The organism is Flavobacterium hercynium, from assembly GCF_002217285.1.
Taxonomy (GTDB): Bacteria; Bacteroidota; Bacteroidia; order Flavobacteriales; family Flavobacteriaceae; genus Flavobacterium; species Flavobacterium hercynium.
The window spans coordinates 14,391-38,833 of sequence record NZ_MUGW01000018.1; the positions used below are offsets into that span (position 1 = coordinate 14,391).

Annotated in this window: 24 protein-coding genes and 1 tRNA gene; 17 read left to right on the top strand and 8 right to left on the bottom strand. The window is 34.0% G+C overall.

The window, feature by feature from the left end; all coding sequences use genetic code 11:
- Positions 1–501: 501 nt before the first annotated feature.
- Positions 502–1,668 (bottom strand): MFS transporter, encoded by a 1,167-nt coding sequence (locus tag B0A66_RS09320; RefSeq protein WP_089049590.1) that lies wholly within the window; start codon positions 1,666–1,668, stop codon positions 502–504.
- A 102-nt stretch (positions 1,669–1,770) separates the two neighbouring features.
- Between B0A66_RS09320 and B0A66_RS09325 the strand changes: the two genes are divergently transcribed.
- The 6 genes from B0A66_RS09325 (at position 1,771) to B0A66_RS22835 (ending at position 7,408) form a co-directional block, all read left to right on the top strand.
- The gene (locus tag B0A66_RS09325; RefSeq protein WP_089049591.1) at positions 1,771–2,604 is read left to right on the top strand and encodes an AraC family transcriptional regulator; all 834 of its coding nucleotides are present in this window, start codon (positions 1,771–1,773) and stop codon (positions 2,602–2,604) included.
- Positions 2,605–2,734: 130 nt separating this feature from the next.
- Positions 2,735–3,235: a DUF3347 domain-containing protein gene (locus B0A66_RS09330; RefSeq protein ID WP_089049592.1), complete on the top strand. Its 501-nt coding sequence runs from the start codon at positions 2,735–2,737 to the stop codon at positions 3,233–3,235.
- A 1-nt stretch (position 3,236) separates the two neighbouring features.
- Positions 3,237–3,797 carry an AraC family transcriptional regulator gene (locus B0A66_RS09335; protein WP_089049593.1) on the top strand — a complete coding sequence of 187 codons (561 nt, stop codon included), beginning with the start codon at positions 3,237–3,239 and terminating at the stop codon, positions 3,795–3,797.
- 211 nt (positions 3,798–4,008) lie between these two features.
- Positions 4,009–6,462 carry a heavy metal translocating P-type ATPase gene (locus B0A66_RS09340; protein WP_089049594.1) on the top strand — a complete coding sequence of 818 codons (2,454 nt, stop codon included), beginning with the start codon at positions 4,009–4,011 and terminating at the stop codon, positions 6,460–6,462.
- A gap of 136 nt (positions 6,463–6,598) precedes the next feature.
- On the top strand, positions 6,599–7,162 hold the full coding sequence (locus tag B0A66_RS09345; RefSeq protein ID WP_089049595.1) for a hypothetical protein: 564 nt from the start codon (positions 6,599–6,601) through the stop codon (positions 7,160–7,162).
- 93 nt (positions 7,163–7,255) lie between these two features.
- Positions 7,256–7,408: a hypothetical protein gene (locus B0A66_RS22835; RefSeq protein ID WP_165766597.1), complete on the top strand. Its 153-nt coding sequence runs from the start codon at positions 7,256–7,258 to the stop codon at positions 7,406–7,408.
- A 135-nt stretch (positions 7,409–7,543) separates the two neighbouring features.
- Here the strand turns inward: B0A66_RS22835 and B0A66_RS09350 are convergent, their stop codons facing one another.
- On the bottom strand, positions 7,544–7,996 hold the full coding sequence (locus tag B0A66_RS09350) for a DUF4442 domain-containing protein (RefSeq protein WP_089049596.1): 453 nt from the start codon (positions 7,994–7,996) through the stop codon (positions 7,544–7,546).
- A gap of 254 nt (positions 7,997–8,250) precedes the next feature.
- On the opposite strand from B0A66_RS09350, the gene B0A66_RS09355 reads away from it, so the two are divergent.
- The 5 genes from B0A66_RS09355 to B0A66_RS09375 all read left to right on the top strand — a co-directional run bounded on the left by B0A66_RS09355 (position 8,251) and on the right by B0A66_RS09375 (position 12,718).
- Positions 8,251–8,706: a DUF4870 domain-containing protein gene (locus B0A66_RS09355; RefSeq protein WP_165766598.1), complete on the top strand. Its 456-nt coding sequence runs from the start codon at positions 8,251–8,253 to the stop codon at positions 8,704–8,706.
- Between the two features lie 194 nt (positions 8,707–8,900).
- A complete protein-coding gene (locus B0A66_RS09360; RefSeq protein ID WP_089049598.1) occupies positions 8,901–9,233 on the top strand; it encodes a PadR family transcriptional regulator in 333 nt (110 codons plus the stop codon).
- 3 nt (positions 9,234–9,236) lie between these two features.
- Complete coding sequence (locus B0A66_RS09365) at positions 9,237–10,970, top strand: PspC domain-containing protein (protein ID WP_089049599.1); 1,734 nt, start codon at positions 9,237–9,239, stop codon at positions 10,968–10,970.
- Between the two features lie 4 nt (positions 10,971–10,974).
- Positions 10,975–11,709 carry a head GIN domain-containing protein gene (locus tag B0A66_RS09370; protein WP_089049600.1) on the top strand — a complete coding sequence of 245 codons (735 nt, stop codon included), beginning with the start codon at positions 10,975–10,977 and terminating at the stop codon, positions 11,707–11,709.
- An 88-nt stretch (positions 11,710–11,797) separates the two neighbouring features.
- Positions 11,798–12,718 carry a GIN domain-containing protein gene (locus B0A66_RS09375; RefSeq protein ID WP_089049601.1) on the top strand — a complete coding sequence of 307 codons (921 nt, stop codon included), beginning with the start codon at positions 11,798–11,800 and terminating at the stop codon, positions 12,716–12,718.
- Positions 12,719–12,858: 140 nt separating this feature from the next.
- On the opposite strand, the gene trxB is transcribed toward B0A66_RS09375, so the two are convergent.
- Both trxB and B0A66_RS09385 read right to left on the bottom strand, forming a co-directional pair.
- Positions 12,859–13,806 (bottom strand): thioredoxin-disulfide reductase, encoded by a 948-nt coding sequence (gene trxB / locus B0A66_RS09380; RefSeq protein ID WP_089049602.1) that lies wholly within the window; start codon positions 13,804–13,806, stop codon positions 12,859–12,861.
- Positions 13,807–13,959: 153 nt separating this feature from the next.
- Positions 13,960–14,034: transfer RNA gene (locus tag B0A66_RS09385), tRNA-Pro, on the bottom strand.
- Positions 14,035–14,359: 325 nt separating this feature from the next.
- Here B0A66_RS09385 and B0A66_RS09390 point away from each other — a divergent pair.
- The 6 genes from B0A66_RS09390 to B0A66_RS09415 all read left to right on the top strand — a co-directional run bounded on the left by B0A66_RS09390 (position 14,360) and on the right by B0A66_RS09415 (position 19,683).
- A complete protein-coding gene (locus tag B0A66_RS09390; RefSeq protein ID WP_089049603.1) occupies positions 14,360–15,127 on the top strand; it encodes a ParA family protein in 768 nt (255 codons plus the stop codon).
- Between the two features lie 5 nt (positions 15,128–15,132).
- On the top strand, positions 15,133–16,035 hold the full coding sequence (locus B0A66_RS09395) for a ParB/RepB/Spo0J family partition protein (RefSeq protein ID WP_089049604.1): 903 nt from the start codon (positions 15,133–15,135) through the stop codon (positions 16,033–16,035).
- The gene (locus B0A66_RS09400) at positions 16,035–16,598 is read left to right on the top strand and encodes a DUF5683 domain-containing protein (protein WP_089049605.1); all 564 of its coding nucleotides are present in this window, start codon (positions 16,035–16,037) and stop codon (positions 16,596–16,598) included. The genes B0A66_RS09395 and B0A66_RS09400 overlap by 1 nt, the downstream gene beginning before the upstream one ends.
- 37 nt (positions 16,599–16,635) lie before the next feature.
- Entirely contained in the window at positions 16,636–17,337 is a 702-nt protein-coding gene (dapB, locus tag B0A66_RS09405) for a 4-hydroxy-tetrahydrodipicolinate reductase (RefSeq protein ID WP_089049606.1), read from the top strand.
- 59 nt (positions 17,338–17,396) lie between these two features.
- Complete coding sequence (gene lepB, locus B0A66_RS09410; protein WP_089049607.1) at positions 17,397–18,950, top strand: signal peptidase I; 1,554 nt, start codon at positions 17,397–17,399, stop codon at positions 18,948–18,950.
- Between the two features lie 112 nt (positions 18,951–19,062).
- Positions 19,063–19,683: a WbqC family protein gene (locus B0A66_RS09415; RefSeq protein ID WP_089049608.1), complete on the top strand. Its 621-nt coding sequence runs from the start codon at positions 19,063–19,065 to the stop codon at positions 19,681–19,683.
- Here the strand turns inward: B0A66_RS09415 and B0A66_RS09420 are convergent.
- Genes B0A66_RS09420 through mutL form a run of 4 tightly spaced genes read right to left on the bottom strand, consistent with a single transcriptional unit; the run spans position 19,673 to position 24,311 of the window.
- Positions 19,673–20,719, bottom strand: coding sequence for an endonuclease/exonuclease/phosphatase family protein (locus B0A66_RS09420; protein ID WP_165766599.1), 1,047 nt, complete (start codon positions 20,717–20,719; stop codon positions 19,673–19,675). The genes B0A66_RS09415 and B0A66_RS09420 overlap by 11 nt on opposite strands.
- A 20-nt stretch (positions 20,720–20,739) precedes the next feature.
- On the bottom strand, positions 20,740–21,603 hold the full coding sequence (locus tag B0A66_RS09425; protein ID WP_089049609.1) for a rhomboid family intramembrane serine protease: 864 nt from the start codon (positions 21,601–21,603) through the stop codon (positions 20,740–20,742).
- Between the two features lie 42 nt (positions 21,604–21,645).
- A complete protein-coding gene (locus tag B0A66_RS09430) occupies positions 21,646–22,395 on the bottom strand; it encodes a rhomboid family intramembrane serine protease (RefSeq protein WP_089049669.1) in 750 nt (249 codons plus the stop codon).
- The gene (mutL, locus tag B0A66_RS09435) at positions 22,395–24,311 is read right to left on the bottom strand and encodes a DNA mismatch repair endonuclease MutL (protein WP_089049610.1); all 1,917 of its coding nucleotides are present in this window, start codon (positions 24,309–24,311) and stop codon (positions 22,395–22,397) included. Before mutL ends, B0A66_RS09430 begins: the two co-directional genes overlap by 1 nt.
- Positions 24,312–24,443 lie beyond the last annotated feature (132 nt).

The window sequence follows — 24,443 nt, forward strand, 5'->3', positions numbered from 1 at the left end:
TAAATATTGTATTCGTTTTAACATCGTATTTGCTTTTAATTTGAATTCCCCTAGTAATGATGGGATTTCACAGGCTTTTCTCAAACGTTATAGTGAGATAAAAAAGAGACGAAACAAACATGTAATCGATTACACAAACATAAATATTTTTTTAATACAAAAAATTAAATTTCACAAAAATTTGCNNGATTAAATATTAAATATCTTTTTATTAATTAACTGTTTAGCTCTTTTTAAATAAAAAAACAATCGATTACAACAAAATTTATTATGATTTTAATAAGTTTCAAAATTGGGTTCTGCTTCCTAAAATTCATCAAAAAAAAATTAGACAAAAAAAGTACAAAAACACTAATCTAAATAAAAACTTACAAGATGTTTTTAAGCTGCTGATCTTAACCAAATAACAAAAACAAGATTTCATTTACAAAAAAGAAAAAGCCCTTAAACTAATTAAAGTTTAAGGGCTCAAAAAAGTGCCTTCTTAAAAAAGCTATCGCATTATGCGCTTTGCAATTGTATCGTTTTTTTACGACGTTGAATCAAAATAAAAGTAATTACCATTCCGATAACTGACATCCCTACACCTATTAAGTTTGGAGAAGCATAACTATATCCTGCGACCAAAGGCAAACCTCCCAAAAAGGCACCCAAAGCGTTTCCGATATTAAAACTTCCCTGTAAGGAAGCCGATGCAATCATTTCTGCATCTTTTGCTGTTTTAATCATCAACATTTGAATAGGCGCAATAACAGAGAATGAAATTGCTCCTGTTAAAAACGTTAGAATCAAAGAAACATATTGATTGAAAGAAAATAAATAAACCAAAATCAAATCTACTGACAACACAAATAAAAGTGCTAACGTTGTTGGTGCTGCTGAAAATTTATCTGCCAGTTTTCCTCCGGCAAAATTCCCAACGACCATACCAAGACCTGCTAAAACTAAAATGTACGAGACATCTTCCGGTGAAAATTTAGAGACATTAGTTAACAAAGGTGCAATGTAACTTATCCAGGCAAACAAGCCTCCAAAACCAATTGCGGTGATTCCTATAATTAACCACGCATCTATTTGCTGAAAAAACTTTAGTTGTGTTCTCATGTTTACATCTCCTGTTTTTTCCAGATTAGGCATCCATAAATATAAAAATAAGAGGGTAAGCGATCCGACAATTGCGATAAGCACAAAAGTATAACGCCATATAAAATGATGACCTATATAAGTACCAATAGGAACACCGATAAGATTTGCTAATGTTAATCCGGAAAACATAATGGCAATTGCCTGCGCTTCTTTACCTTTATCTGCCAATCGGCTTGCAACTACAGCTCCTACTCCAAAAAAGGCTCCGTGCGGTAAACCGGAAAGAAATCGGGACGCAAATAAAAAGTTATACGTTGGCGCTATGATCGACAAGGCATTAAATACGGTTAACATCAAAGCTAAAATTAAAAGCATTTTTTTTGGCGGAAAATTTCTTCCGATAATCACCAGCAAGGGAGCTCCAATTACCACTCCAAGTGCGTAAGCAGAAATCAAATATCCGGCTACCGGAATCGAGACTTTCATATTTGAGGCAATATCAGGTAAGAGACCCATCATAACAAATTCGGTAATACCAATAGTTAAACCTCCTAACGAGAGTGCAATAAGACTTTTTTTCATTTTATTATTTAAGAAAGGAATAGAATTTCTATGGCGCAAATTTAACACCGTTCTGTTTATAATAAATTGTACATTTGCGATATAAAATTGTAAATTTACGTTATGAAGAAATTAAATCAATTCGAAACACTTGTTATTGATGAATTTGAAGAAGATGAATTTCACCTTCCTCCACACTCTCATACGTACTATGAAATAATTTACATCAAGAAAGGAAACGGAGTACATCATATCAACAACAACCTTTTACCTTATAAACAAGGTGATCTGTTTGTAATTTCTCCGGAAGACGAACATTATTTTGATATTAAAAAAATGACCCGTTTTGTCTATATTAAGTTTACTGATAATTATTTTAATTCTAATAAAAGTCTTTTTTGTGATGACCTTCTTCTAAACACGCCTGAAGATTTCATGAGAGACAAATTACTTAAAGAAACGGTTTTAAAATTAGATGATCCCTGCAAAACCATTCTAAAAAACACCGTAGAAAACATTACAGCGTATAACTGCAAAACAGATGTTAGTACTTCGCCAATTGTCTTTTATCAGATTCTGTCGATTTTTGGTCTGATTAAGGAAACTATTCGCTGTATGAATCTAAAAATGAAATCGACTCATATTGATAACGAGCAAATTGCCTCTTACATTCATCAGAATATTTACCAGCCCAAATTAGTACAGATTAAAACCATTTCGAATCACTTTAATATAGCAGAAACTTATTTTAGTGCTTATTTCAAAAGAACATTCGCCATTAGCTATCGCGAATACATTCATAATCTAAGGACAACTCTTATCGAAAAGCGAATTCACAACAATCAATTGCCGATTAAACAAATTGCGTATGAATTTGGTTTTACAGACGAAAGTCATTTGTCTAATTATTTTAAAAAGCGAAAAAACATGAAGCCAACGGATTTTAAAAAAACATAATATCTGAAATCGCAAAAGTATCACCTCAAATAAAATCTTTAAATTTACACCACTGGAATTTTATCAAAATTTCAGTATTCTATCAATCAACTTCGAGAAAATTTACTTTCTCTTTAAAAAAACATATCACATGAAAAATCTACTTTCGACTATAGCAGCCGTATTCTTATTGTTTACTGCAAATAATCTTCAGGCAGGCACAACTGCAGCCGCTTCTTCATTGCAACCTGTATATGATGCTTACTTTACAGTAAAAGATGCTTTGATAAAAAGTGATGCCAAATTAACTTCGGCGAAAGCCAAAGATTTACTAACGGCTATTACAGCTGTTAAAATGGACAAGCTTAAAAAAGACGAACATACTATCTGGATGAAGGTTGTAAAAAAACTAACTGCCGACACTAAAAGTATCGTAGCTGCTACTGATCTAAAAAAACAACGCGAAAATTTTAAAGCGGTAACGAAAAGTACTTATGATTTAATTAAAATTTCGAAGTCAGAACAGGTTGTGTACAAACAATACTGTCCAATGGCAGATGCTGATTGGTTAAGTAAAGAAAAAGCGGTTAAAAATCCTTATTATGGTTCATCGATGTTAACCTGCGGAAATGTTGTAGAAACGATCAAATAACATGAAATTCTACATCAAAAATATGGTGTGCGGCCGCTGCATCATGGTGGTTAAATCTGAATTCGAAAAACTCGGACTTGAGACCGTTTCTGTAACGTTAGGCGAAGCCGAACTGGAAAACGACATTACACAACACCAAAAAGAGGTTTTACTTCATACCCTTCAAGAATTAGGATTTGATTTTATTGATGATAAAAAAAGTAAAACCATCGAGAAGGTCAAAAATCTGATCGTCGATTTGGTACACCATAAAAATAACGAACTCAATATAAATCTTTCTGATTATTTGATCGAAAACCTCCATCAGGATTACAGCACGCTGAGTAATTTGTTTTCTGAAATTGAAAACACCACTATCGAGAAGTACTTTATCAGTCAAAAAATAGAAAAAGTTAAGGAGCTTCTTATCTATGATGAACATTCGCTAAGCGAAATTGCAGATATTCTCAATTACAGCAATGTAGCGCATCTGAGCAATCAGTTCAAGAAGATCACAGGCTTTACTCCTACTCATTTTAAAAAAATGGAAGATAAAAATCGTATTCAGATTGAGAATTTGTAAAAAGTCAATTTCTCGCTAAGTCGCAAAGCCGCAAAGTTTTTTTCTAAGTTAATACTTGGACGTCCAGTTTGCGACTTTGCGAGATTATTTTAAAGAGAAAACCTTTCCGCTCTTTACGATTAAATAATTTTACAAATCATTCTCAAAATTATACAAACCGAAGTAAACCTTAGTTCGGAACTTTGCATTGTTAGACCACAAAATAAAAACAATGACTCATCATTATATAATTTCCGGAATGTCATGCGATGGCTGTCGGAAAAAAGTTGAAAAAACACTGAACACAGTTGAAGGGATTCAGGCTGAGGTAACGTTAAATCCTCCATTGGCAACGATAACAATGGGAGAACATGTTGCTACAGAGAAATTTCAAGATGTATTGACGGAAGTCGGTAAGTATACCATTGAAATGACTTCTTCTTCTAATGCTTTAGAAACTCCTGTAAAATCATGCTGTTCAAGCCAGAATAAAAATTCTCATGTAGAACACCAGCATGCTAATAAAACTACTAAATCAATTGATGCTAATACAACTGGCGTATATTATTGCCCCATGCATTGTGAAGGTGATAAAACCTATACTAAATTTGGAGATTGCCCAGTTTGTGGTATGGATTTAGTTCCTGCACAAACTTCGAACTCACAGGAAAACAAAGTATACACCGATTTATTGAAAAAAATGCTGATTGCGGTTGTGTTTACACTTCCCATCTTTATCATTTCAATGTCAGAGATGATCCCTAACAATCCGCTTTATAATTTAATGTCTGTTGAAAAATGGAATTGGGTTCAGCTTCTATTTTCCATTCCGGTTCTTTTTTATGCAGGAGCAATGTTTTTTATTCGTGCGTACAAATCAATCGTAACATGGAATTTAAACATGTTTACCCTTATCGGAATCGGAACGGGTGTTGCTTTTATCTTTAGTATTGCAGGTATGTTCTTTCCGGATATTTTTCCAGCTGAATTCAAATCGCATCACGGAACCATTCATCTTTATTTTGAGGCTGCGACAGTTATTATAACCTTAGTGCTTTTGGGGCAATTATTAGAAGCCAAAGCACACGAACAAACCAGCGGCGCTATAAAAGAACTCATGAAGTTATCACCCACCGAAGCAACTTTAATTAATAACGGAACTGATATTACAATTGCTATCGATAAAATTCAAAAAGGCGATTTACTTCGTGTAAAACCTGGAGATAAAATTCCCGTTGACGGAAAAATTACAACAGGAGAAAGCAGTATCGATGAAGCTATGATTACCGGAGAACCAATTCCGGTTGATAAAAAAACAGGAGATACGGTTATAGCGGGAACTATAAACGGAACCAAATCGTTTGTTATGATTGCTCAAAAAGTGGGCTCAGAAACTTTACTTTCACAAATCATACAAATGGTGAACGATGCCAGCCGCTCGAGAGCTCCAATTCAGAAATTAGCTGATCGTGTAGCCAAATATTTTGTGCCAACTGTTGTTGCCATTTCGCTTATCACCTTTTTTGCCTGGGCAAAATTTGGTCCTGAACCTGCTTATATTTATGGTTTAATCAATGCTATTGCGGTACTTATTATTGCTTGTCCGTGTGCTTTAGGACTGGCTACTCCCATGTCTGTAATGGTTGGCGTTGGCAAAGGTGCGCAATACGGAATTTTGATAAAAAATGCTGAGGCACTCGAAAACCTCAACAAAATAGATGTTTTAATTACAGACAAAACCGGAACGATTACAGAAGGAAAACCATCTGTAGAAAAAGTGTACACCGAACAAAACGATGTTATGAACATTTCAGAAGAAATGCTTATTCAAAGTATCGCTTCTCTAAATCAGCATAGCGAACATCCTTTAGCTAAAGCTATTCTTAATTTTGCCAAACTTAAAAATATAAGTATCGCTGCCGTTTCAGACTTTCAGTCTATCACCGGAAAAGGAATTACAGGTTCTATAAAAGACTCTAAAGTAGCTTTAGGAAATAAAAAATTAATGCTCGATGTTGGTGCTACGATTTCTGCGGATATTGAAAACAAAATTCTTGACGAACAAAATCAAGGCAAAACAGTTTCTTACATCGCTGTAAATAATATCGTATTGGGTTACGTAACTATTACCGATGCCATAAAAGAAAACAGCATAAAAGCAATCAAAAACTTAATCGACGAAGGTGTTGAGGTGATTATGCTGACGGGAGATAATAAAAATACTGCCAAAGCGGTTGCTGATCAATTGCATTTGAGTTCGTTTAAAGCCGATTGTCTTCCTGAGGATAAACTAAAAGAGATTCAACGTTTGCAAGCCGAAGGTAAAATTGTTGCTATGGCAGGTGACGGAATCAACGATGCTCCTGCTCTAGCACAGGCAAATATTGGTATTGCCATGGGAACCGGAACGGATGTTGCCATAGAAAGTGCTAAGATAACGCTCGTAAAAGGAGATCTCAATGGTATTGTAAAAGCTAAAAAACTAAGCCATGCTGTTATGAAAAACATCAGACAGAATTTGTTTTTTGCTTTTATTTATAACATTCTGGGTATTCCTATTGCAGCAGGGATTTTATATCCAGTGTTTGGAATTTTGCTTTCGCCGATGTTAGCTGCTTTGGCAATGAGTTTGAGTTCGGTTTCTGTAATTGTAAATGCTTTACGCTTGCGAAGTCTTAAGCTTTAAAGAAATAATATGGAATCAAAATACATCTAATTATTTTACTTTTTGATATTGAAAAATTTCAATTGCAAAATAGGTTAAAATTGTATATTTGAAATAGACATTTATTCTTATTTAAAGTATTCAAACAAAAACAATTATGACATTAGAAGATTTCAAACAGAATTTTAATAATCAAATTACAGACGAACTGGCTTTATTTTTTGAAATTAATGATGAACTCGGATTCGAAAATTATTCTCAGGGTTTCGGGTTATATGAAGATGATAAATCAGGCATTTCAACCTGGTCTGAGGATGAAGCTTTTTTAGACCAATTAATGCCTTTCGCTCAGGCAAATGGCTCCGGTTCTATGTATGTACTGTGGAATAATGAATCAGGCAAATCCCTGAATGAATTACCTGTAGTTGTTTTTGGTGATGAAGGCGGGCAACATGTTATAGCAAAAAACATTTTTGAATTCATGCAACTGCTAACATTTGATACTGAAATTAGTGTTGATCATGAAGAAGCCTATTTTTATAAAGATGAAGAAGATTATGAGGAAAGCGAAAATCTACAGGAATATATTGATTGGCTAAAAGAAAATTTTAATCTTGATCCGATACAAGAAACAGAATCTATTATAAAAAATGCTCAGGAAAAATACAAAGCAGCGTTTGATCAATGGGTTGCTCACTTTTGTCCAGAAGCTTATAACTAAAAAACATTAACTTTTCCTGAGAATTTTCTTTGAGAAATGTTATTATATTTGGGTAACCAAACACATATCTTTAACAAAAAAACATAAAAAAAAATGAAAAAAGTATTTACCGTTTTAGCAATCGCTCTTTTTACAATTGGTCTTCAGGCACAAGACACTAAACCTGCTAAAAAAGAAAAAGCAAAAAAAGAATGCTGTGCTAAAAAAACAGCGAAAGAGAAAAAAGCATGTTGCGTTAAAAAATAATTGCAATAAAAAATACAAAAGGCCTCAACTATTTGAGGCCTTTTTTATGGGTATTTTTTCGCCACGAATTTCACGAATTATTTTTTTGAGTGAATTTAAAATTCGTGTCAATTCGTGAAATTCGTGTCAAAAAAACTATTTAATTCTAACACTCCATTCAAAATCCATTTCAGAAACCTGAACGCCTTTTTCGTCTGTTCCTATAGATTTCATCCAGAAGGTTTGTCCCTCGCCTGTTGCAATTGTTTTTTGAATTGCTTCCGCTATTAGGTGTCCGTCGTTGCAGACAAATGTTATTCTGCCTGTTGCTTTCTTGGTAAAGTTTCCTTTATTATTGGCTACTAACATCGAAATCTTTTTTCCGCTTTCTTTGATTTGAGAAATTACTAATGCGCCTGTTGTTAATTCTGCTGCCATTGCCTGAACTGCAAAATACATAGAGTTAAACGGATTTTGATTGATCCAGCGGTGCTTTACACTTACGATACAAGAATCTTTGTCGATCGCTTTTACACGTACGCCGCAAATGTATGCAGATGGTAATTTGAATAATACAAATTGATTGAGTTTAGATACTGAAACTGCCATGTGGTTATTTTTTTATGTAAAAATACAAAAAAACTATGCGCGCACAATAAATTGGTCTTACTTTCAAAGAACACTAATAAAATCAATACTTAACGATGATTTTCAGTTCATTATAAGGATATTTGCATTTCTTTATTTGTTAAATTTATGTTAATATTAGGTACTATGCAAAACAAGATACTGTCTTTTAGATATATATTTGCATAAGAAATTACTATATACTTTTAATCATGGATCAATCAACACCACTCATCATGGAAACTACATCAGAAAGAAACACCGCAACGTTCACACACTTAAGCACTTTAACGCAATATTTTATTCCGTTTGGAAATTATATTTTCCCGATTTTAATCTGGACAAGCTACAAAGACAAGTCTGAATTTGTAAATCATCACGGAAAACAAACGCTAAATTTTCAGTTGAGCTTATTGCTTTATACTTTGATTCTGGCTTTGATTGCAATTCCTATTTTCATAACTGTATTTCTTCGAAACATTCCGATGGAAGCCTTTTGGAATGATGAAGAAATGCTTATTAAAAATTTTGATTTTCAGGGAAACATTGGCTTATTAAGCATTGGTGCAACAGCTGTAGTACTTTTTGGAGTTTTAAAATTTGTTGAATTCTTTTTAGTGATTTACGCATCAATAAAAACATCAAACGGAGAATTATATAAATACCCGCTGACAATTCCTTTTATCAGGTAATAGGCAAAAGTTAAAAGTTATAGATTACCAAGGATTCCTAGCCCTGATAGCAGCGAAAATCCTTTTGTGTCCGCCGCGGCGGACACAAAAGATTGAAGCGAATAGCAGGAAAGAGCTCCTAAAAAAATCAATCATCAATCATCATCATCAATCAAAAAACGAATTGTTCAATCAAAAAAAAACAAAATGAAATTATGAACATTGAAAACACAAAAGCACAGATGCGCAAAGGTGTTCTTGAGTTTTGCATCCTATCGGTTTTAAAAGAAAAAGATGCATACACATCAGAAATATTAGACACTTTAAAAAACGCCAAATTACTAGTTGTTGAAGGAACGGTTTATCCGCTTTTAACAAGACTAAAAAACGACGGTTTGCTTAATTATCGCTGGGAAGAATCGACTTCAGGACCACCACGAAAATATTATGGGCTAACGGAAATAGGACAAACATTTTTAAACGAACTAAACGGTACCTGGACAGAATTGTCTGATGCTGTAAAACTAATCACCAATCAAAAACAATAAGTCATGAACAAAACAGTAAATATTAACTTAGGAGGCATGTTTTTTCACATTGATGAAGATGCATACTTAAAATTGACGCGCTACTTTGACGCTATAAAACGATCACTAAATAACTCGTCTGGTCAGGATGAAATTATTAAAGATATTGAAATGCGTGTTTCTGAATTATTGACAGAAAAACAAATTAGCGACAAACATGTTGTGGGCGTGAAAGATGTTGATGAGGTGATTGCAGTTATGGGACAACCGGAAGACTACATTATTGAGGATGACGAAAAACCAAACCAATCGTTTGATAACGGAACCAGAAAACACAAAAAATTATACCGCGATAAAGAAAAAGGTATGATTGGTGGTGTAGCAACCGGTTTAGGACACTATTTTGGAATTGATGCGGTATGGATCAAAATCATTTTCTTAATATTTGTTTTTGCAGGTTTTGGAACCGGAATATTGGCTTATTTTGTTCTTTGGGTGGTAACTCCGGAAGCAATTACAACTTCTGAAAAACTTGAAATGACGGGAGAGCCAGTAACTATTTCAAATATTGAAAAAAAGGTACGCGAAGAAATCGAATCACTTTCTGACCGATTTAAAAATGCAGATTATGATGCAATGGGAAATCAGGTAAAGTCGGGAGCTGGGAGAATAAGTAGTTCGTTTGGAGACTTTATCATGACTATTTTTAAAATCTTCGCTAAATTTTTAGGTGTTATTTTAATCATGTCTGGTATTACGGTTTTAATCATGTTATTGATTGGCGTTTTTACAATTGGAACTAATGTTTTTGTTGATTTTCCTTGGCAAAACTTTATTGAAGCAGGAAACTTTACCGAATATCCGTTATGGTCATTTGGTTTACTAATGCTTTTTGCGGTTGGAATTCCGTTTTTCTTCTTGACGCTTTTAGGTTTTAAATTATTATCACCAAACCTTAAATCAATAGGAAATATTACAAAATATACATTGTTGGCTATTTGGATTATTGCAGTTGCTATCTCAATAAGCATTGGTATCAAACAGGCAACCGAAGTTTCTTATGATAACAAAACTGTTGAAAAAAAGACTATCGCTATTACAGCAAAAGATACGCTTTTCGTAAAATTCAGATACAATGACTATTATGCTAAAGATTTAAATCACCACAGAGATTTTCAATTTGTGCAGGATTCAGCAAACAATGAGGTAATTTATTCTACAGATGTACGTTTACATGTTTTGCATACAGATGAAAAAACGCCTTACTTACAAATAGAAAAGAGTGCAAGAGGAAATTCGTTTATCACCGCTAGAAAAAGAGCTGAAAAAATTGATTACAAAGTACAGATAGAAGGAAATCATTTAATTTTGGATAATTATTTCATTACTGATGTAAAAAACAAATTCAGAGGTCAGGAAGTTGACATATATTTGTACTTGCCGGAAGGACAACTTTTTAAACCAGATGCTTCTCTTCAAGATTATGATGACTCTGAAAATGATTTTTTTAATTTACACTTTACCGGAAACTATAGCTATATAGTAAAAAATTCAAAAATCATTTGCCTTGACTGTCCTGCTGATGAAGATGACAATAATGATGATGATGAAATAAACAATGAAGAAGTAAATGATATTGACAACGATACTGTAAAAGAAGTATCGATTAAAATAAATGGAAAAGAAGTTTTAAACGGCACAAAAACCAAAGGAAAGCTAACCACTGATAAAAACGGAGTTATAATCAAAATTAACTAAGGCCATGATAAAAATAATCATTCATATTACGAAATTCATTATTGCGACAATTACCGCATTATTGTTTGCTTCATGTAACTTAAACATGAATACTGTAGAAGGTAGTGGAAATGTAACTACTGAGAAAAGGATTGTTCAGGGCGATTTTAAAAACATCGACGTTAGCAACGCTATAGAATTAGTTATTGAACAAGCGGATGTAACTGAAATTGTTGTCGAAGCAGATGACAATTTACAAAATGAGATTGTTACAAAAGTAGAACACGGAACTTTAGTGATTAAATGTAAATTTAATTCCTTTAGAAATGTTACCATGAAAAGAGTAACGGTAAAGATGCCTGTTATTGAAAACCTTGATGCTTCAAGTGCAGCTTCTATACAAAGCAAAAATGTATTGCAAGGTGAAAACATTGATTTAGAAACATCCAGTGCAGCAACGATGGACCTGAACATTGAATCTGATAATATTTCTTGTAAATCAAGCAGTGGAAGCTCTATTACCATCCAGGGAAAAGCTTTAAAAATTAAAACAAAAGCATCCAGCGGTTCAAGCATCGATGCCGGAAAGTTATTAGCAAACGATGTTGAGGCTGATGCTTCGAGTGGTGCAACTCTGGATGTACACCCTATTTTAAGCTTAAAAGCAGGAGCTTCGAGCGGAGCAAACATCAATTATCTATCGACTCCTAAAACTATCGAAAAAACTTCCAGCTCAGGAGGAAGTGTAAATCAGGGATAATATACTGACAATGTATGTTAAAAATAAAAGAAATCATTCATCACAAGTGGATGATTTTTTATATTTGTTGAAATCAAATTTAGAATTAATGAAAAAAAGCACAACCTTAATCCTATTATTACTAGTTACGACATTAACATTTGCTCAAAAAAGAGAAAAAATAAAAGGATCTAAAATCGTTACTACTTCAATAAAAGAAGTGGGCGATTTTGACGGCATTGAAGTCGATGATAATTTAGATGTGTATTTGGAACGCGGAGAAAAAAACGAAATCAAAATTGAAGCCGACGATAATTTACATGAAATTATCGGAATGGATTTAAGAGAAAAAGTGCTGCGTTTATATACGTCAAAAGAAACTAATATTTTTAAAAAATTAGTGGTTCGCGTTACGTATACCCCTTCACTAAATAAAGTTATTGCCAAAAACGAGGCCAAAGTGTATGCCATACAAGAGCTTCAGTTAGATGACATTACCTTTCATAGCTTTGATTTCGCGAAATTGTATCTTAATGTAAATGCTAAGAAATTTAGTTTGTTTGCTGACGACAAATCCAGGATAGAATTGAACTTGAAAGCTGATGATGGAAGTTTTCAATTGAGTAAATATGCCGCTATTAAAACACTGGTTTCTGCTACTAAATTTAAATGCGATCAATATCAAAAATCAGCTGCCACTATAGAAGGAATTGCTGAAAAAGCAACTATTCGATTAGATAATAATGCTGTTTTTAACGGAACACGATTTACTCTGAAAGAGACTAACCTTGTTACAGAAGGTTCTGCTGTTGCAACTGTTTTAGGTCAAACAACAATTGCAATTGCTGCCAGCGACAAATCGGAAGTTTCATTATTTGGTGATCCAAAAATCGAACTTACCCGTTTTACGGACGAAGCCAAATTGATTAAGAAACCAGGTGCTATCAAATTAAAATCAGAGTTAGAAAAAGAAAAGAAGGAAAAAGAAAAGAATAAAGACGAGAAACCAAAAGAAGATAAAAAAGAATAAACTTTTGAAAAAAATCTTTATTCCTTTTTTAGGTTACGCTCTTTAATTCACACTTATAAAACAAAAAGTCCCATTTTACAATGGGACTTTTCTATATAAAATAACGACTTCTATTCTAAAACAAAAGCCGATTTGGATATTTATTCTTTAGCAGCTAAATAACGCTCTGCATCAAGAGCAGCCATACATCCTGTTCCGGCAGCTGTAATCGCTTGACGGTAAACATGGTCTGCAGCATCTCCGGCAACAAAAACACCTTCTACATTTGTTTTAGATGTTCCCGGTGTATTTACGATATAACCTGTTTCATCAAGTGTAATGTAATCTGCAAAAATATCTGTGTTTGGTTTATGACCGATTGCTACGAAAAATCCTGTTGCAGGAATTTCAATAACTTCATTTGTAGTTTTGTTTAATGCTTTGATAGCGTGTACAACATTGTCATCTCCTAACACTTCTAGAGTATCGTGATTCATTAAGATTTCGATGTTTTCTGTTTTTCTAACACGCTCTTCCATAATTTTAGAAGCTCTGAACTTTTCGCTTCTTACTAACATGGTTACTTTTTTGCAAAGTTTAGATAAATAATGTGCTTCTTCGCAAGCAGAATCTCCTGCCCCAACGATTACAACTTCCTGATTACGGTAGAAAAATCCGTCGCAAACGGCACATGCAGAAACGCCACCACCCATTTGAAGATAATGCTGCTCTGATGGTAATCCTAGATATTTAGCAGAAGCTCCTGTAGAAATAATAACAGTTTCGCAATGTAATTCGATACTATCATTAATCCACACTTTGTGAATACCTCCTGAAAAATCAACTTTAGTTGCCCAGCCATCACGAATATCTGCTCCAAAACGTTTTGCCTGATCTTGCAGCTGAATCATCATTTCCGGTCCCGTAACTCCATCAACATAACCCGGGAAGTTTTCTACTTCATTAGTTGTAGTCAACTGACCACCCGGTTGCATTCCCTGATATAATATTGGATTCATATTTGCTCTGGCAGCATAGATTGCAGCAGTATAACCTGCAGGACCAGAACCAATAATAAGACATTTAATTTTTTCGATTGTATCTGACATAATATATTAACATTAATAATTGATGGTGCAAAAATAAGACTTTATTGTATTATAAAGGAATGACAATAATCAGTTTTTATTATTCTGAAATAGAGGAATTAAGAAAGACCCTAAAATAAAAAAATCCTTTCTGCAGAACAGAAAGGATTTTCGTCGGGGTGGCAGGATTCGAACCTGCGGCCTCCTGCTCCCAAAGCAGGCGCGATAACCGGGCTACGCTACACCCCGTAAGCGGGTGCAAAGATAGAATTATTTTTTGCTTATCCAAAACAATTTAGAAAATTAAATTATTTTTTTATTCTTTGCCTTTTCAGAGGGTGTAAAACGCTTTTTGGTATACATTTTAATACCCAACTTTCATTTCTGGAAGATTTCTCCCTTTTTCAAAAATAAAAACCGGCTTATTTCATCACTATTCTATTACATCTTTAAAATAAAGTTCCTTGAAACACGCTCAGAACAACGGCTAACCAAGTATTATCAAATGTTAACAAAATAGATTTTCAAAAACCATAAATAATTGTATTTTTACGGTTCAAAATTCAGAAAATAAATGGGCAAAATCATTGCGATTGCTAATCAAAAAGGAGGCGTTGGAAAGACTACTACATCTGTAAATCTTGCAGCCTCATTGGGTGTTTTAGAAAAAAAAGTGTTGCTGATCGATGCTGATCCTCAAGCAAATGCTACGTCAGGGCTTGGAATTGACGTAGAATCTGTTGAAATTGGTACTTATCAGATACTTGAACACAGTCACACACCGAAAGAAACTGTTATTAAATGTTCAGCTCCAAATGTTGATGTGATACCTGCTCACATTGACCTTGTTGCCATCGAAATCGAATTGGTTGATAAAGAAAACAGAGAATACATGCTTAAAAAAGCATTAGAAAGTGTTAAAGACGAATATGATTTTATCATTATCGACTGCGCACCTTCTCTGGGATTACTAACTTTGAATGCTTTGACTGCTGCTGATTCTGTTGTTATTCCAATTCAGTGTGAATATTTTGCACTTGAGGGATTAGGAAAGTTATTGAACACTATTAAAAGTATTCAAAAAATTCACAACCCGGATCTTGATATCGAAGGATTGTTACTAACTATGTACGATTCAAGATTACGTTTATCAAATCAGGTTGTAGAAGAAGTTCAAAAACATTTTAACGATATGGTTTTTGATACCGTAATTCAACGAAATGTAAAATTAAGCGAAGCTCCAAGTTTTGGTGAAAGCATCATTAATTATGACGCTACAAGCAAAGGTGCGGTTAACTATATTAACTTAGCACAGGAAATTATAAAGAAAAACAGTAAATAGTTTTTATGACAAAAGCAATTAAAAAACAAGCCTTAGGAAGAGGATTATCAGCATTATTAAAAGATCCGGAAAACGACATTACCTCAGTAGAAGACAAAAATGCTGACAAGGTTGTTGGAAATATTATTGAGCTTGAAATAAGTGCTATCGAAATAAATCCGTTTCAGCCTAGAAGCAATTTTAATGAAGAATCATTACGTGAGTTAGCTACTTCTATTAAAGAACTTGGCGTGATTCAACCTATTACTGTTCGAAAATTAGACTTCAATAAATACCAGTTAATTTCCGGAGAGCGCCGTTTGCGTGCTTCGACTTTAGTTGGATTAACACATGTACCGGCTTACATTCGTATCGCGAATGATAACGAATCGCTGGTTATGGCTTTGGTTGAAAACATCCAGCGTCATGACTTAGACCCAATCGAAATTGCACTTTCGTACCAGCGTTTAATTGATGAAATTCAGTTAACACAGGAACAAATGAGTGAGCGTGTGGGAAAAAAACGTTCTACAATTGCCAATTACCTGCGTCTTTTAAAACTGGATCCGATTATTCAAACCGGTATTCGTGATGGTTTTATCAGTATGGGACACGGTAGAGCAATCATCAATATTGAAGATTTAGATGTTCAGACTGATATCTATCAAAAAATAGTAAGCCAGAATTTATCTGTTCGTGAAACGGAAACATTAGTAAAAAATTATCACGAAGGTTTACAGCCAAAAGCAGAAGGAAAAGCAAAAACACCATCATCATTTGAGGTTGAAGAAGTTAAAAAAAGCACATTCAACGAATATTTTGGTGCGAAAGTTGATATAAAAGTTGGTGGTAACGGAAAAGGAAAAATCACAATTCCGTTTAGTTCTGAAGCCGACTTTAATCGAATTATAAAATTAATTAATGGATAGTGAGTAAAATAGTCCCCATAAGTCTATTGTTCTTTCTCGCAGGAACCGTTTCTCTTTTTGCTCAGGTAAAAAAAGACACGGTTTTGGTCGTAAAAGACACTATTGCATTACAGGAAATTGATCCTCTTACTCCCGCAAAAGCAGCCTTTTACTCTGCAATTGTCCCCGGATTAGGTCAGGCATACAATAAAAAGTACTGGAAAATTCCATTGGTTTATGGCGCAATTGGTACCAGTTTATACTTTTATATTGACAATAATAAAAAATACCACAACTATCGGGACGCTTACAAACGAAGACTTGAAGGCTATAGTGACGACAACTATCAGTTTCTGGACGACAGCAGACTTATTGCCGGACAGAAATTCTACCAAAGAAACAGGGATTTATCTGTTTTATTTGTAGTTGGCTTTTATGTTTTAAACATTATTGATGCCAATGTAGATGCTGCATTAATACAATTCAACGTAAATGAAAGACTTTCACTTCGTCCTGAAATTTACCCCAACGATGTAACTTTTAGACCAAACGTTGGACTAACTTTTAATTACTCTTTTAACTAGATCACTGATCTTTTTAAATTCAATAAAATACACACAAATGAAAATTGCGCTTTTAGGATATGGAAAAATGGGTAAAGTAATTGAAAGAATTGCTTTAGAAAGAGGCCATGAAATTGTTTTGAAAAAAGATGAATTTAATACGTATGACGGTTTAGCAACTGCTGACGTAGCTATTGACTTTAGTGTTCCAACAGCTGCAGTTTCTAATATTTCGAGTTGCTTTAACAATAATGTTCCTGTAGTATCTGGCACAACAGGATGGTTAGAACATTTTGACGAAATGATTGCGCTTTGTAATGAAAAACAAGGAGGTTTCATCTCTAGTTCTAATTTTAGTTTAGGTGTAAATATTTTCTTTGAAGTAAATGAATATCTGGCTAAAATAATGTCACAACTTGATTCGTATAAAGTGTCAATGGAAGAAATTCACCATACTCAAAAATTAGATGCCCCAAGTGGTACTGCCATTTCATTAGCAAAAGGCGTTATCGAAAACAGCAATTACACCAATTGGACTTTAGACCAGGCTAGTGACAAAGAAATTCATATTGAAGCAAAGAGAATTGGCGATGTTCCCGGTACTCACACTGTTGCTTACGATTCTGTTGTAGACAGCATCGAAATAAAACATACAGCACACAATCGTGAAGGTTTTGCTTTAGGAGCTGTAATTGCTGCTGAATGGCTTGCCGGTAAAAAAGGAATTTACAGCATGAAAGATGTTTTAAACTTAAAATAAATTAAACCTTTGGGCTCTGAAAATTATTTTTTGACAGCCTTAATTTTAAACAATATATTATGACACTATATCTCTGGTTTGTTTTTTTCTTAGCAGTTCAAATCATTCATTTTCTGGGAACCTGGAAATTGTATCAGGCTGCCGGAAGAAAAAGTTGGGAAGCTGCAATTCCTGTATATAATTCGATTATTTTAATGAAAATCATTAGCCGACCAACGTGGTGGACGCTTTTGCTTTTTATTCCGGTAATCAATCTTATTATGTTTCCGGTTGTTTGGGTAGAAACTTTAAAAACATTTGGTAAAAAATCAACTTTAGACACTTTATTGGGAATTTTTACACTTGGATTCTACATTTATTATGTAAACTATACTCAAAAATTAGAATACCAGGCTGAAAGAAAATTAACTTCAGAAAACAAAGCTGCTGATACTGTAAGCTCATTACTTTTTGCTGTAATTGTAGCAACATTGGTACATACTTATTTAGTACAGCCTTATACAATTCCAACTGCTTCGTTAGAAAAATCATTATTAATTGGTGACTTTCTATTTGTAAGCAAGGTAAATTACGGTCCAAGAGTACCTATGACTACTGTCGCAATGCCAATGGTACACGATACGATTCCATTTCTTAAAAGAAAATCATACTTAAGCTGGCCACAATTACCTTATTTCAGACTTCCTGCAATACAAAAAATCAAACGATCTGATATTGTTGTTTTTAACTGGCCTGTGGATACGGTACATTACTTCTACGAACCGAAAGGACGTCCGGGTGTTATCAAACCTATTGATAAAAAATCAAATTACGTAAAAAGATGTGTTGGTATTCCTGGAGACAGCTTATCAATTGTCGATGGTTTTGTATTCATTAACGGAAAAAAACTAATTTTACCTGAAAGAGCGAAACCTCAGTATTCGTACTCTGTAGCTTTAGATGGAAAAACACCTATCGATTTTGAATCTATTGTAAAAGAATTAGACATTACAGATGGTGCAGGTTTTAAAAGTGAAAAAAGAGATACTTTAATTTTTAGAGCTTTAACAGAAGCAAGTGCTGAGCGTCTGAAAAACACACCTGGAATTACTGCTGTAAAAAGAGAAATTGACAGAGGAAATGACAATGCTATTTTCCCTCATATCAATAAATGGAGCCAAGACAACATGGGACCTATTTACATTCCGGAAGCTGGAAAAACAGTTGCCTTAACGAATGAATCTATACCTTTTTACAAAGAAATCATTACGAATTACGAAGGAAACACACTTCAATTAGACGGTGCTCATTTCTTAATAAACGGAAAACCAGCTACGACATATACCTTTAAACAGAACTATTACTGGATGATGGGAGACAACCGTCACAATTCTGAAGATAGTAGATATTGGGGATATGTTCCTGAAAATCACATTGTAGGTAAGCCAGTTTTTATCTGGATGAGCTGGGACAGTAACGGAAAAGGTATCAATAAAATTCGTTGGAACAGAGTTTTCACAACCGTTGATGGCGAAGGACAACCGCAATCTTACTTCAAATATTTCTTAATTGTTCTTGCAGCTTATTTTGTTGGAGAATATTTCTGGAGAAAAAGAAAAGAAAACAAAGCATAAAAAAACGTTTATTCGTTAAGCATAAAAAAGTTATTTTTGTTTCAGGTTTCAAGTTTCAGGTTTTATACGAACCTGAAACTTGAAACCTGAAACTTTTAAACCAATAATTACAATGAACTCTCTATTACTTCCTACCTATTTTCCGTCAATAAGCCACTTTGCTGTTATGGTACAGTCAGAAAATATTATTTTAGAAATGGAAGACAACTTTCAGAAGCAAACCAATAGAAACAGAACTTATATTTATAGTCCAAATGGTATTCAGTTATTGAATATCCCTGTTAAGCATTCAAAAACACTACATCAAAAAACAAAAGATGTTTTAATAGAGAATGATTTCGACTGGCAGAAACAACATTTTAAATCACTGGAAGCTGCTTACAGAAGTTCTCCTTTCTTTGAATTTTTTGAAGATGATCTTATTCCTGTTTTTGAAAAAAAACATACTTTTTTGATGGATCTGAATCTTGAAGTTTTTGACGTTGTAAAAAAATGTCTGCGTTTGAAATTAGAATTTGAATCCACTACTGAATATTTTCACGAGGCTACGAATTGTACAGACTTTAGATATTTAGCAAATGGAAAAAAAGACCCTAACAGCTTCGAAAAACACCCACAGGTATTTGATGATAAACATGGATTTATAAACAATTTAAGCGTACTGGATTTGCTTTTTAACGAAGGTAAATTTGCAATAGATTATTTAAAATCGCAAACGCTTCTTATTCCATAGATAGCCTTGCCATGATTGGATAGTGATCTGAGTTTTCAAAATCAGAAAAACTTTCAAACTGTTTCACTTTCATTTTACTGTCTGAAAAGATATAATCTATTCTTGCCGGATAGTAGCGGAACTTATAAGTTGCTCCAAAACCCTCTCCTGCTTCTTCAAAGGCATCTTTAAGCTTTCCTTTTATGTTTCTGTACACATAAGAGAAGGAACTGTTATTCATGTCTCCACAGATAATAATAGGATACTTACACTCTTTTATGTTTTCTTTAAAAATACTCGCCTGTTCTTGCTGTTGTCTAAACCCTTTACTTATTCTACTGTAAATAAGCTGCGATTTACGCTGGTTTACATTGTCAATATCATCTGATATCTTGTCGACATCCGGCGAAATCTTAATCGACTGCAAGTGCATGTTATAAACGCGAATAATATCTTTACCACGTTTTATATCGGCATACACAACGTTGTTATCAGAATTAGGAAAAACGATATTCCCCTGATCGATTATTGGAAACTTAGAAAAGATAGCCTGACCCGTTTTAATTTTTTTTCCTTCAATAAAAATATAACGATGTGGATAAACTTTAAGATCAATATGAGCAGAGTTTGAATATTCCTGAATACAAAGAATATCCGGATCTTGCTCGTCTATAAATTTCTTTATGTTAGACGGAATATCATCACGATCCAGCCATTTAAAAACATTAAACAAACGCACGTTATAGCTCATTACAGAAAAATCCTTTTCGTCTTTTACGTATTCTTTTGCAGAGAATTTATAAAACTTGCTGATAAAGGTAATTCCCGTTAGCAATACCAGTCCGGATAAAATAAGGCGTTTTTTAAACTGAATTGCCCAATAGATAAAGAAAAGTCCGTTTAGAACAAAAAATGCTGGCATAAACAAAGTTAGCACCGATAAAAGAGGAAAACTTTTAGGTGCTAGAAATGGTAAAACATAGACACTAAACGTTAACACGGTCAGGACTATATTCAAAAAGAACATTATTTTATTAAACCAAGACAGGTTTTGCATGTTTTATTTTATTACGAGGATTATTTTCCTGCTTTAAATAAAAATTCTTTCTCTTCTTTGGTTAAGCAATCGTAACCGGATTGGCTAATCTTATCCAAAATCTCATCAATTTGCTGTTGCGCTTTGTCTTTCGTAACAATTCTTGACACTGGCTTTTCTGTAGGTTTTTTGTAATTTTTATGTACTGTTTTAAATGGGGTCGAAGGTGATTTTCTGAACAGGTTGACAAAAAAGTCTATTGTTCTTGAAACAATGACACTTAAATCAGTTCCGTTTTGAAGCAATTTTACAAAAACAAAACCAAAAAAAGCACCAGCTAAGTGTGAAATATGCCCGCCTGTATTACCAAGGCTAATCTGCATTAAATCTAAAATTAAAATTACAGCTGTGATGTGCCATAATTTCACCACACCAATTAGCAATAAACGCACACTCATTAACGGCTGATACGTTGTCGTAGCTACTAAAATCGCCATAATTGCAGCGGAAGCGCCAACAATAGAAGACGAAAAATTCAGAAAATAGTAACTTAAAACAAACACAACTCCAGAAAAAATGGCACTTAGAATATACAATCCCAAGTATTGTTTTTCTGTAAAATACGTCATAAACAAAGTGCTTGAAAAATTTAATACCATCATGTTGAATAACAAATGAAAGAATCCATCATGAAAGAAAGCGTAGGTTAAAAACGTCCAGGGCTTATATAAAAAAACTCCCGGCTCTGATGATAATGCCAACCAGCTAGGAAAGTTAAACTGACCGATAGAATATTGGTAAAAAAACACCAGTGAAATCAGGAAACAGGCGATATTCCAATAAATAACGCGCATCGCAATTCCGCCTAACTTGTATTGTAATTTTAAATCATCAAGAATATTCATAAACTCTTTTTGGTATTTCTAATTTTACTTAAAGCTAAAAAATTAATTCCAACGATTATTATTAAACTGATTTTTTTTCCAGAACCACATCATTAAAAAACCAGCCACTGCGCCTCCAACATGTGCGAAGTGCGCTATTCCTGTTCCTCCATTTCCAAACAAAGAATTTCCTTTGAACCCTAAGAACAAGTCAATTGCCAAGATTCCAGGTACAAAATATTTCGCTTTAATTGGCACCGGAATAAACATCAAGGCTAACTCTGCATTAGGAAACATAAAAGCAAACGCAGTCAATAAACCATAAATAGCTCCCGAAGCTCCCACAACTGTCCCAATATAAGCTCCCGTAAAGCCTTCAAACTGCGATACAGAAAGAATTTGTTGCCATCTGATATCAATCTTACCTTCATTAAGAAGCTGTAAAATATCAGCTTTCTGATATCCATTCGCTATCAAAGTATTTATAGCATCCTGAAAGAAATAATAATTCACACCTGTATGCAATAAAATAGCACCTAGTCCACAAGAAATGTAAAAGAATAAAAATTTCTTACCACCCCAAAAATGCTCTAAAGCTGATCCAAAAGAAACCATTGCAAACATATTGAATGCAATATGCAAAATCCCACCATGCATAAACATGTGTGTAAGAGGCTGCCAAGGTTTGAAATTTGGATTTTCAGGAAAAAACATTGCAAGATAATCGTAAGAAACAGGAACCAATTGTGAACCAATAAAAAATATAATATTGATTATCAACAATTGTTTTACAACGGGTGTCATATTATTCATCATAAGGCAAATTTTTTATCTATGTCTTCCACACGCATCGTGATGAAAGTTGGTTTTTGAAAAGGTGAAATATTAGGATCTTTACAGGCAAACAAACCGTTTACCAAATTATCTTGTTCTTTTTCGGTTAAGTACGATCCTGTCTTAACCGCTAAACTTTTGGCCATCGATTTGGCTATAGTATCATTCTGACTGTAACTGTTGGCTGGAATTCCGTCTTGCAAATCACCCAGTAATTGTTCTATTACTAATGAAACTTCACTTTCGGTAATATTTACCGGAATACCTGAAATTACAATATGATCTGACTCAGCACCGTCGAACACAAAACCTGTTGTTTCGAGTGATGGCTTAAGCTCTTCTATTAATTCCATTTCTCCTGAAGAGTAAAACAGATTTAAAGGAAACAACAATTGCTGACTCGAAGCCTGATTTACGGTCATATTCAATAAAAATTGCTCGTATAATATACGTTGATGGGCACGTTGCTGATCAACAATGACCATTCCGGATTTTATTGGTGAAACAATATATTTTTTATGTATTTGATATGTTTTATGAATCGCCTGCTCTACATCTTCATCATTAAACAATGACGATGTCACTTCTTCGTTTTCGAAGTTAAAAGGCGAACTCTCAATACTTTCTGTTTCTAAACCAACATACAAACTTTCCCAACTTGTGGTTGGCTCTACTCTCTTATTATATCCCGAATAAGAATTTGATCCGGAACCGGAACCAGATCCTGAATTAGAACTGTAACCAGATCCTGAGCTTGATTTTGTATAATGCTGATTGGTTTTATCGTCTGTAAACGGATTAAATGTTCCATCTACTTGGATGGTTGGTGTTTCTGCTTCCATATCTTTATAGTGATATGGTGTATCCAGATTAGAATCACGATCAAAATCAAGAACCGGCGCCACATTAAATTGCCCTAAACTGTGTTTTATAGAAGCTCTTAAAATAGCATATAAAGCTTGTTCATCATCAAACTTAATTTCTGTTTTGGTAGGATGAATATTGATATCGATTGTATTCGGCGGCACTTGTAAATACAAGAAATAACTTGGCTGTGAACCGTCTTTTAAAAGTCCGTCGTAAGCTGCCATAACCGCATGATGCAAATACCCGCTTTTTATAAAACGATCGTTAACAAAGAAGAACTGCTCTCCCCTATTTTTCTTAGCAAACTCTGGCTTACAAACAAAACCCTGAACGTTTATGATCTCAGTATCTTCAGTAACAGGAACCAGTTTTTCATTGGTTTTACCCGAAAACATACCCACAACACGCTGGCGATAACCAGCTGCAGGCAAATTAAACATTTCACTTCCGTTATGATAAAAAGTAAAATGAATATTGGGATGCGCCAAAGCTACACGTTGAAACTCATCCATTACATGGCGAAACTCAACTACATCTGATTTTAAGAAATTACGTCGTGCAGGAATATTAAAAAATAAATTTTTAACAGCAAAGGAAGTTCCCTTAGGCAAAACCGCTACTTCCTGAGAAACAAATTTACTTCCTTCGATCACAATATGCGTTCCAAGCTCTTCCTGATCTTGTTTGGTTTTCATTTCCATGTGCGCAATCGCGGCAATCGAAGCCAAAGCCTCTCCACGAAAACCTTTTGTACATAATGAAAATAAATCTTCTGCCTGACGAATTTTTGAAGTGGCGTGACGTTCAAAACACAAACGTGCATCTGTCACACTCATTCCCATTCCGTTATCAATCACCTGAACCAATGACTTACCCGCATCTTTAATAATTAGTTTAATGTCTGTTGCCTTAGCATCCACAGCATTTTCTAATAACTCTTTGACAACGGAAGCCGGTCTTTGAACCACCTCTCCAGCGGCAATTTGATTAGCAACGTGATCAGGAAGTAATTGGATAATACTGGACATTAAAATTCTTTGATTTAAGGTTTATTGATTGTTTATTGTGCGTAACGTAACCCAAAAATAAGGGTTTGATACCGCTATTTTATTTTTGGTTTTTTAACCAAGGCGTACAAATTTAATGAAATTCTATGGGGT

Excerpts from the sequence above, each read along its gene's own strand:
- B0A66_RS09425 (WP_089049609.1), bottom strand. The coding sequence starts at position 21,603 with ATGAATATTCTTGATGATTTAAAATTACAATACAAGTTAGGCGGAATT.
- B0A66_RS09345 (WP_089049595.1), top strand. The coding sequence starts at position 6,599 with ATGACATTAGAAGATTTCAAACAGAATTTTAATAATCAAATTACAGAC.
- B0A66_RS22835 (WP_165766597.1), top strand. The coding sequence starts at position 7,256 with ATGAAAAAAGTATTTACCGTTTTAGCAATCGCTCTTTTTACAATTGGT.
- B0A66_RS09320 (WP_089049590.1), bottom strand. The coding sequence starts at position 1,668 with ATGAAAAAAAGTCTTATTGCACTCTCGTTAGGAGGTTTAACTATTGGT.
- B0A66_RS09430 (WP_089049669.1), bottom strand. The coding sequence starts at position 22,395 with ATGAATAATATGACACCCGTTGTAAAACAATTGTTGATAATCAATATT.
- trxB (WP_089049602.1), bottom strand. The coding sequence starts at position 13,806 with ATGTCAGATACAATCGAAAAAATTAAATGTCTTATTATTGGTTCTGGT.
- B0A66_RS09390 (WP_089049603.1), top strand. The coding sequence starts at position 14,360 with ATGGGCAAAATCATTGCGATTGCTAATCAAAAAGGAGGCGTTGGAAAG.
- B0A66_RS09420 (WP_165766599.1), bottom strand. The coding sequence starts at position 20,719 with ATGCAAAACCTGTCTTGGTTTAATAAAATAATGTTCTTTTTGAATATA.
- B0A66_RS09355 (WP_165766598.1), top strand. The coding sequence starts at position 8,251 with ATGGAAACTACATCAGAAAGAAACACCGCAACGTTCACACACTTAAGC.
- dapB (WP_089049606.1), top strand. The coding sequence starts at position 16,636 with ATGAAAATTGCGCTTTTAGGATATGGAAAAATGGGTAAAGTAATTGAA.
- B0A66_RS09360 (WP_089049598.1), top strand. The coding sequence starts at position 8,901 with ATGAACATTGAAAACACAAAAGCACAGATGCGCAAAGGTGTTCTTGAG.
- B0A66_RS09395 (WP_089049604.1), top strand. The coding sequence starts at position 15,133 with ATGACAAAAGCAATTAAAAAACAAGCCTTAGGAAGAGGATTATCAGCA.
- B0A66_RS09325 (WP_089049591.1), top strand. The coding sequence starts at position 1,771 with ATGAAGAAATTAAATCAATTCGAAACACTTGTTATTGATGAATTTGAA.
- B0A66_RS09350 (WP_089049596.1), bottom strand. The coding sequence starts at position 7,996 with ATGGCAGTTTCAGTATCTAAACTCAATCAATTTGTATTATTCAAATTA.
- lepB (WP_089049607.1), top strand. The coding sequence starts at position 17,397 with ATGACACTATATCTCTGGTTTGTTTTTTTCTTAGCAGTTCAAATCATT.
- B0A66_RS09375 (WP_089049601.1), top strand. The coding sequence starts at position 11,798 with ATGAAAAAAAGCACAACCTTAATCCTATTATTACTAGTTACGACATTA.
- B0A66_RS09370 (WP_089049600.1), top strand. The coding sequence starts at position 10,975 with ATGATAAAAATAATCATTCATATTACGAAATTCATTATTGCGACAATT.
- B0A66_RS09335 (WP_089049593.1), top strand. The coding sequence starts at position 3,237 with ATGAAATTCTACATCAAAAATATGGTGTGCGGCCGCTGCATCATGGTG.
- B0A66_RS09415 (WP_089049608.1), top strand. The coding sequence starts at position 19,063 with ATGAACTCTCTATTACTTCCTACCTATTTTCCGTCAATAAGCCACTTT.
- B0A66_RS09365 (WP_089049599.1), top strand. The coding sequence starts at position 9,237 with ATGAACAAAACAGTAAATATTAACTTAGGAGGCATGTTTTTTCACATT.
- B0A66_RS09330 (WP_089049592.1), top strand. The coding sequence starts at position 2,735 with ATGAAAAATCTACTTTCGACTATAGCAGCCGTATTCTTATTGTTTACT.
- mutL (WP_089049610.1), bottom strand. The coding sequence starts at position 24,311 with ATGTCCAGTATTATCCAATTACTTCCTGATCACGTTGCTAATCAAATT.
- B0A66_RS09340 (WP_089049594.1), top strand. The coding sequence starts at position 4,009 with ATGACTCATCATTATATAATTTCCGGAATGTCATGCGATGGCTGTCGG.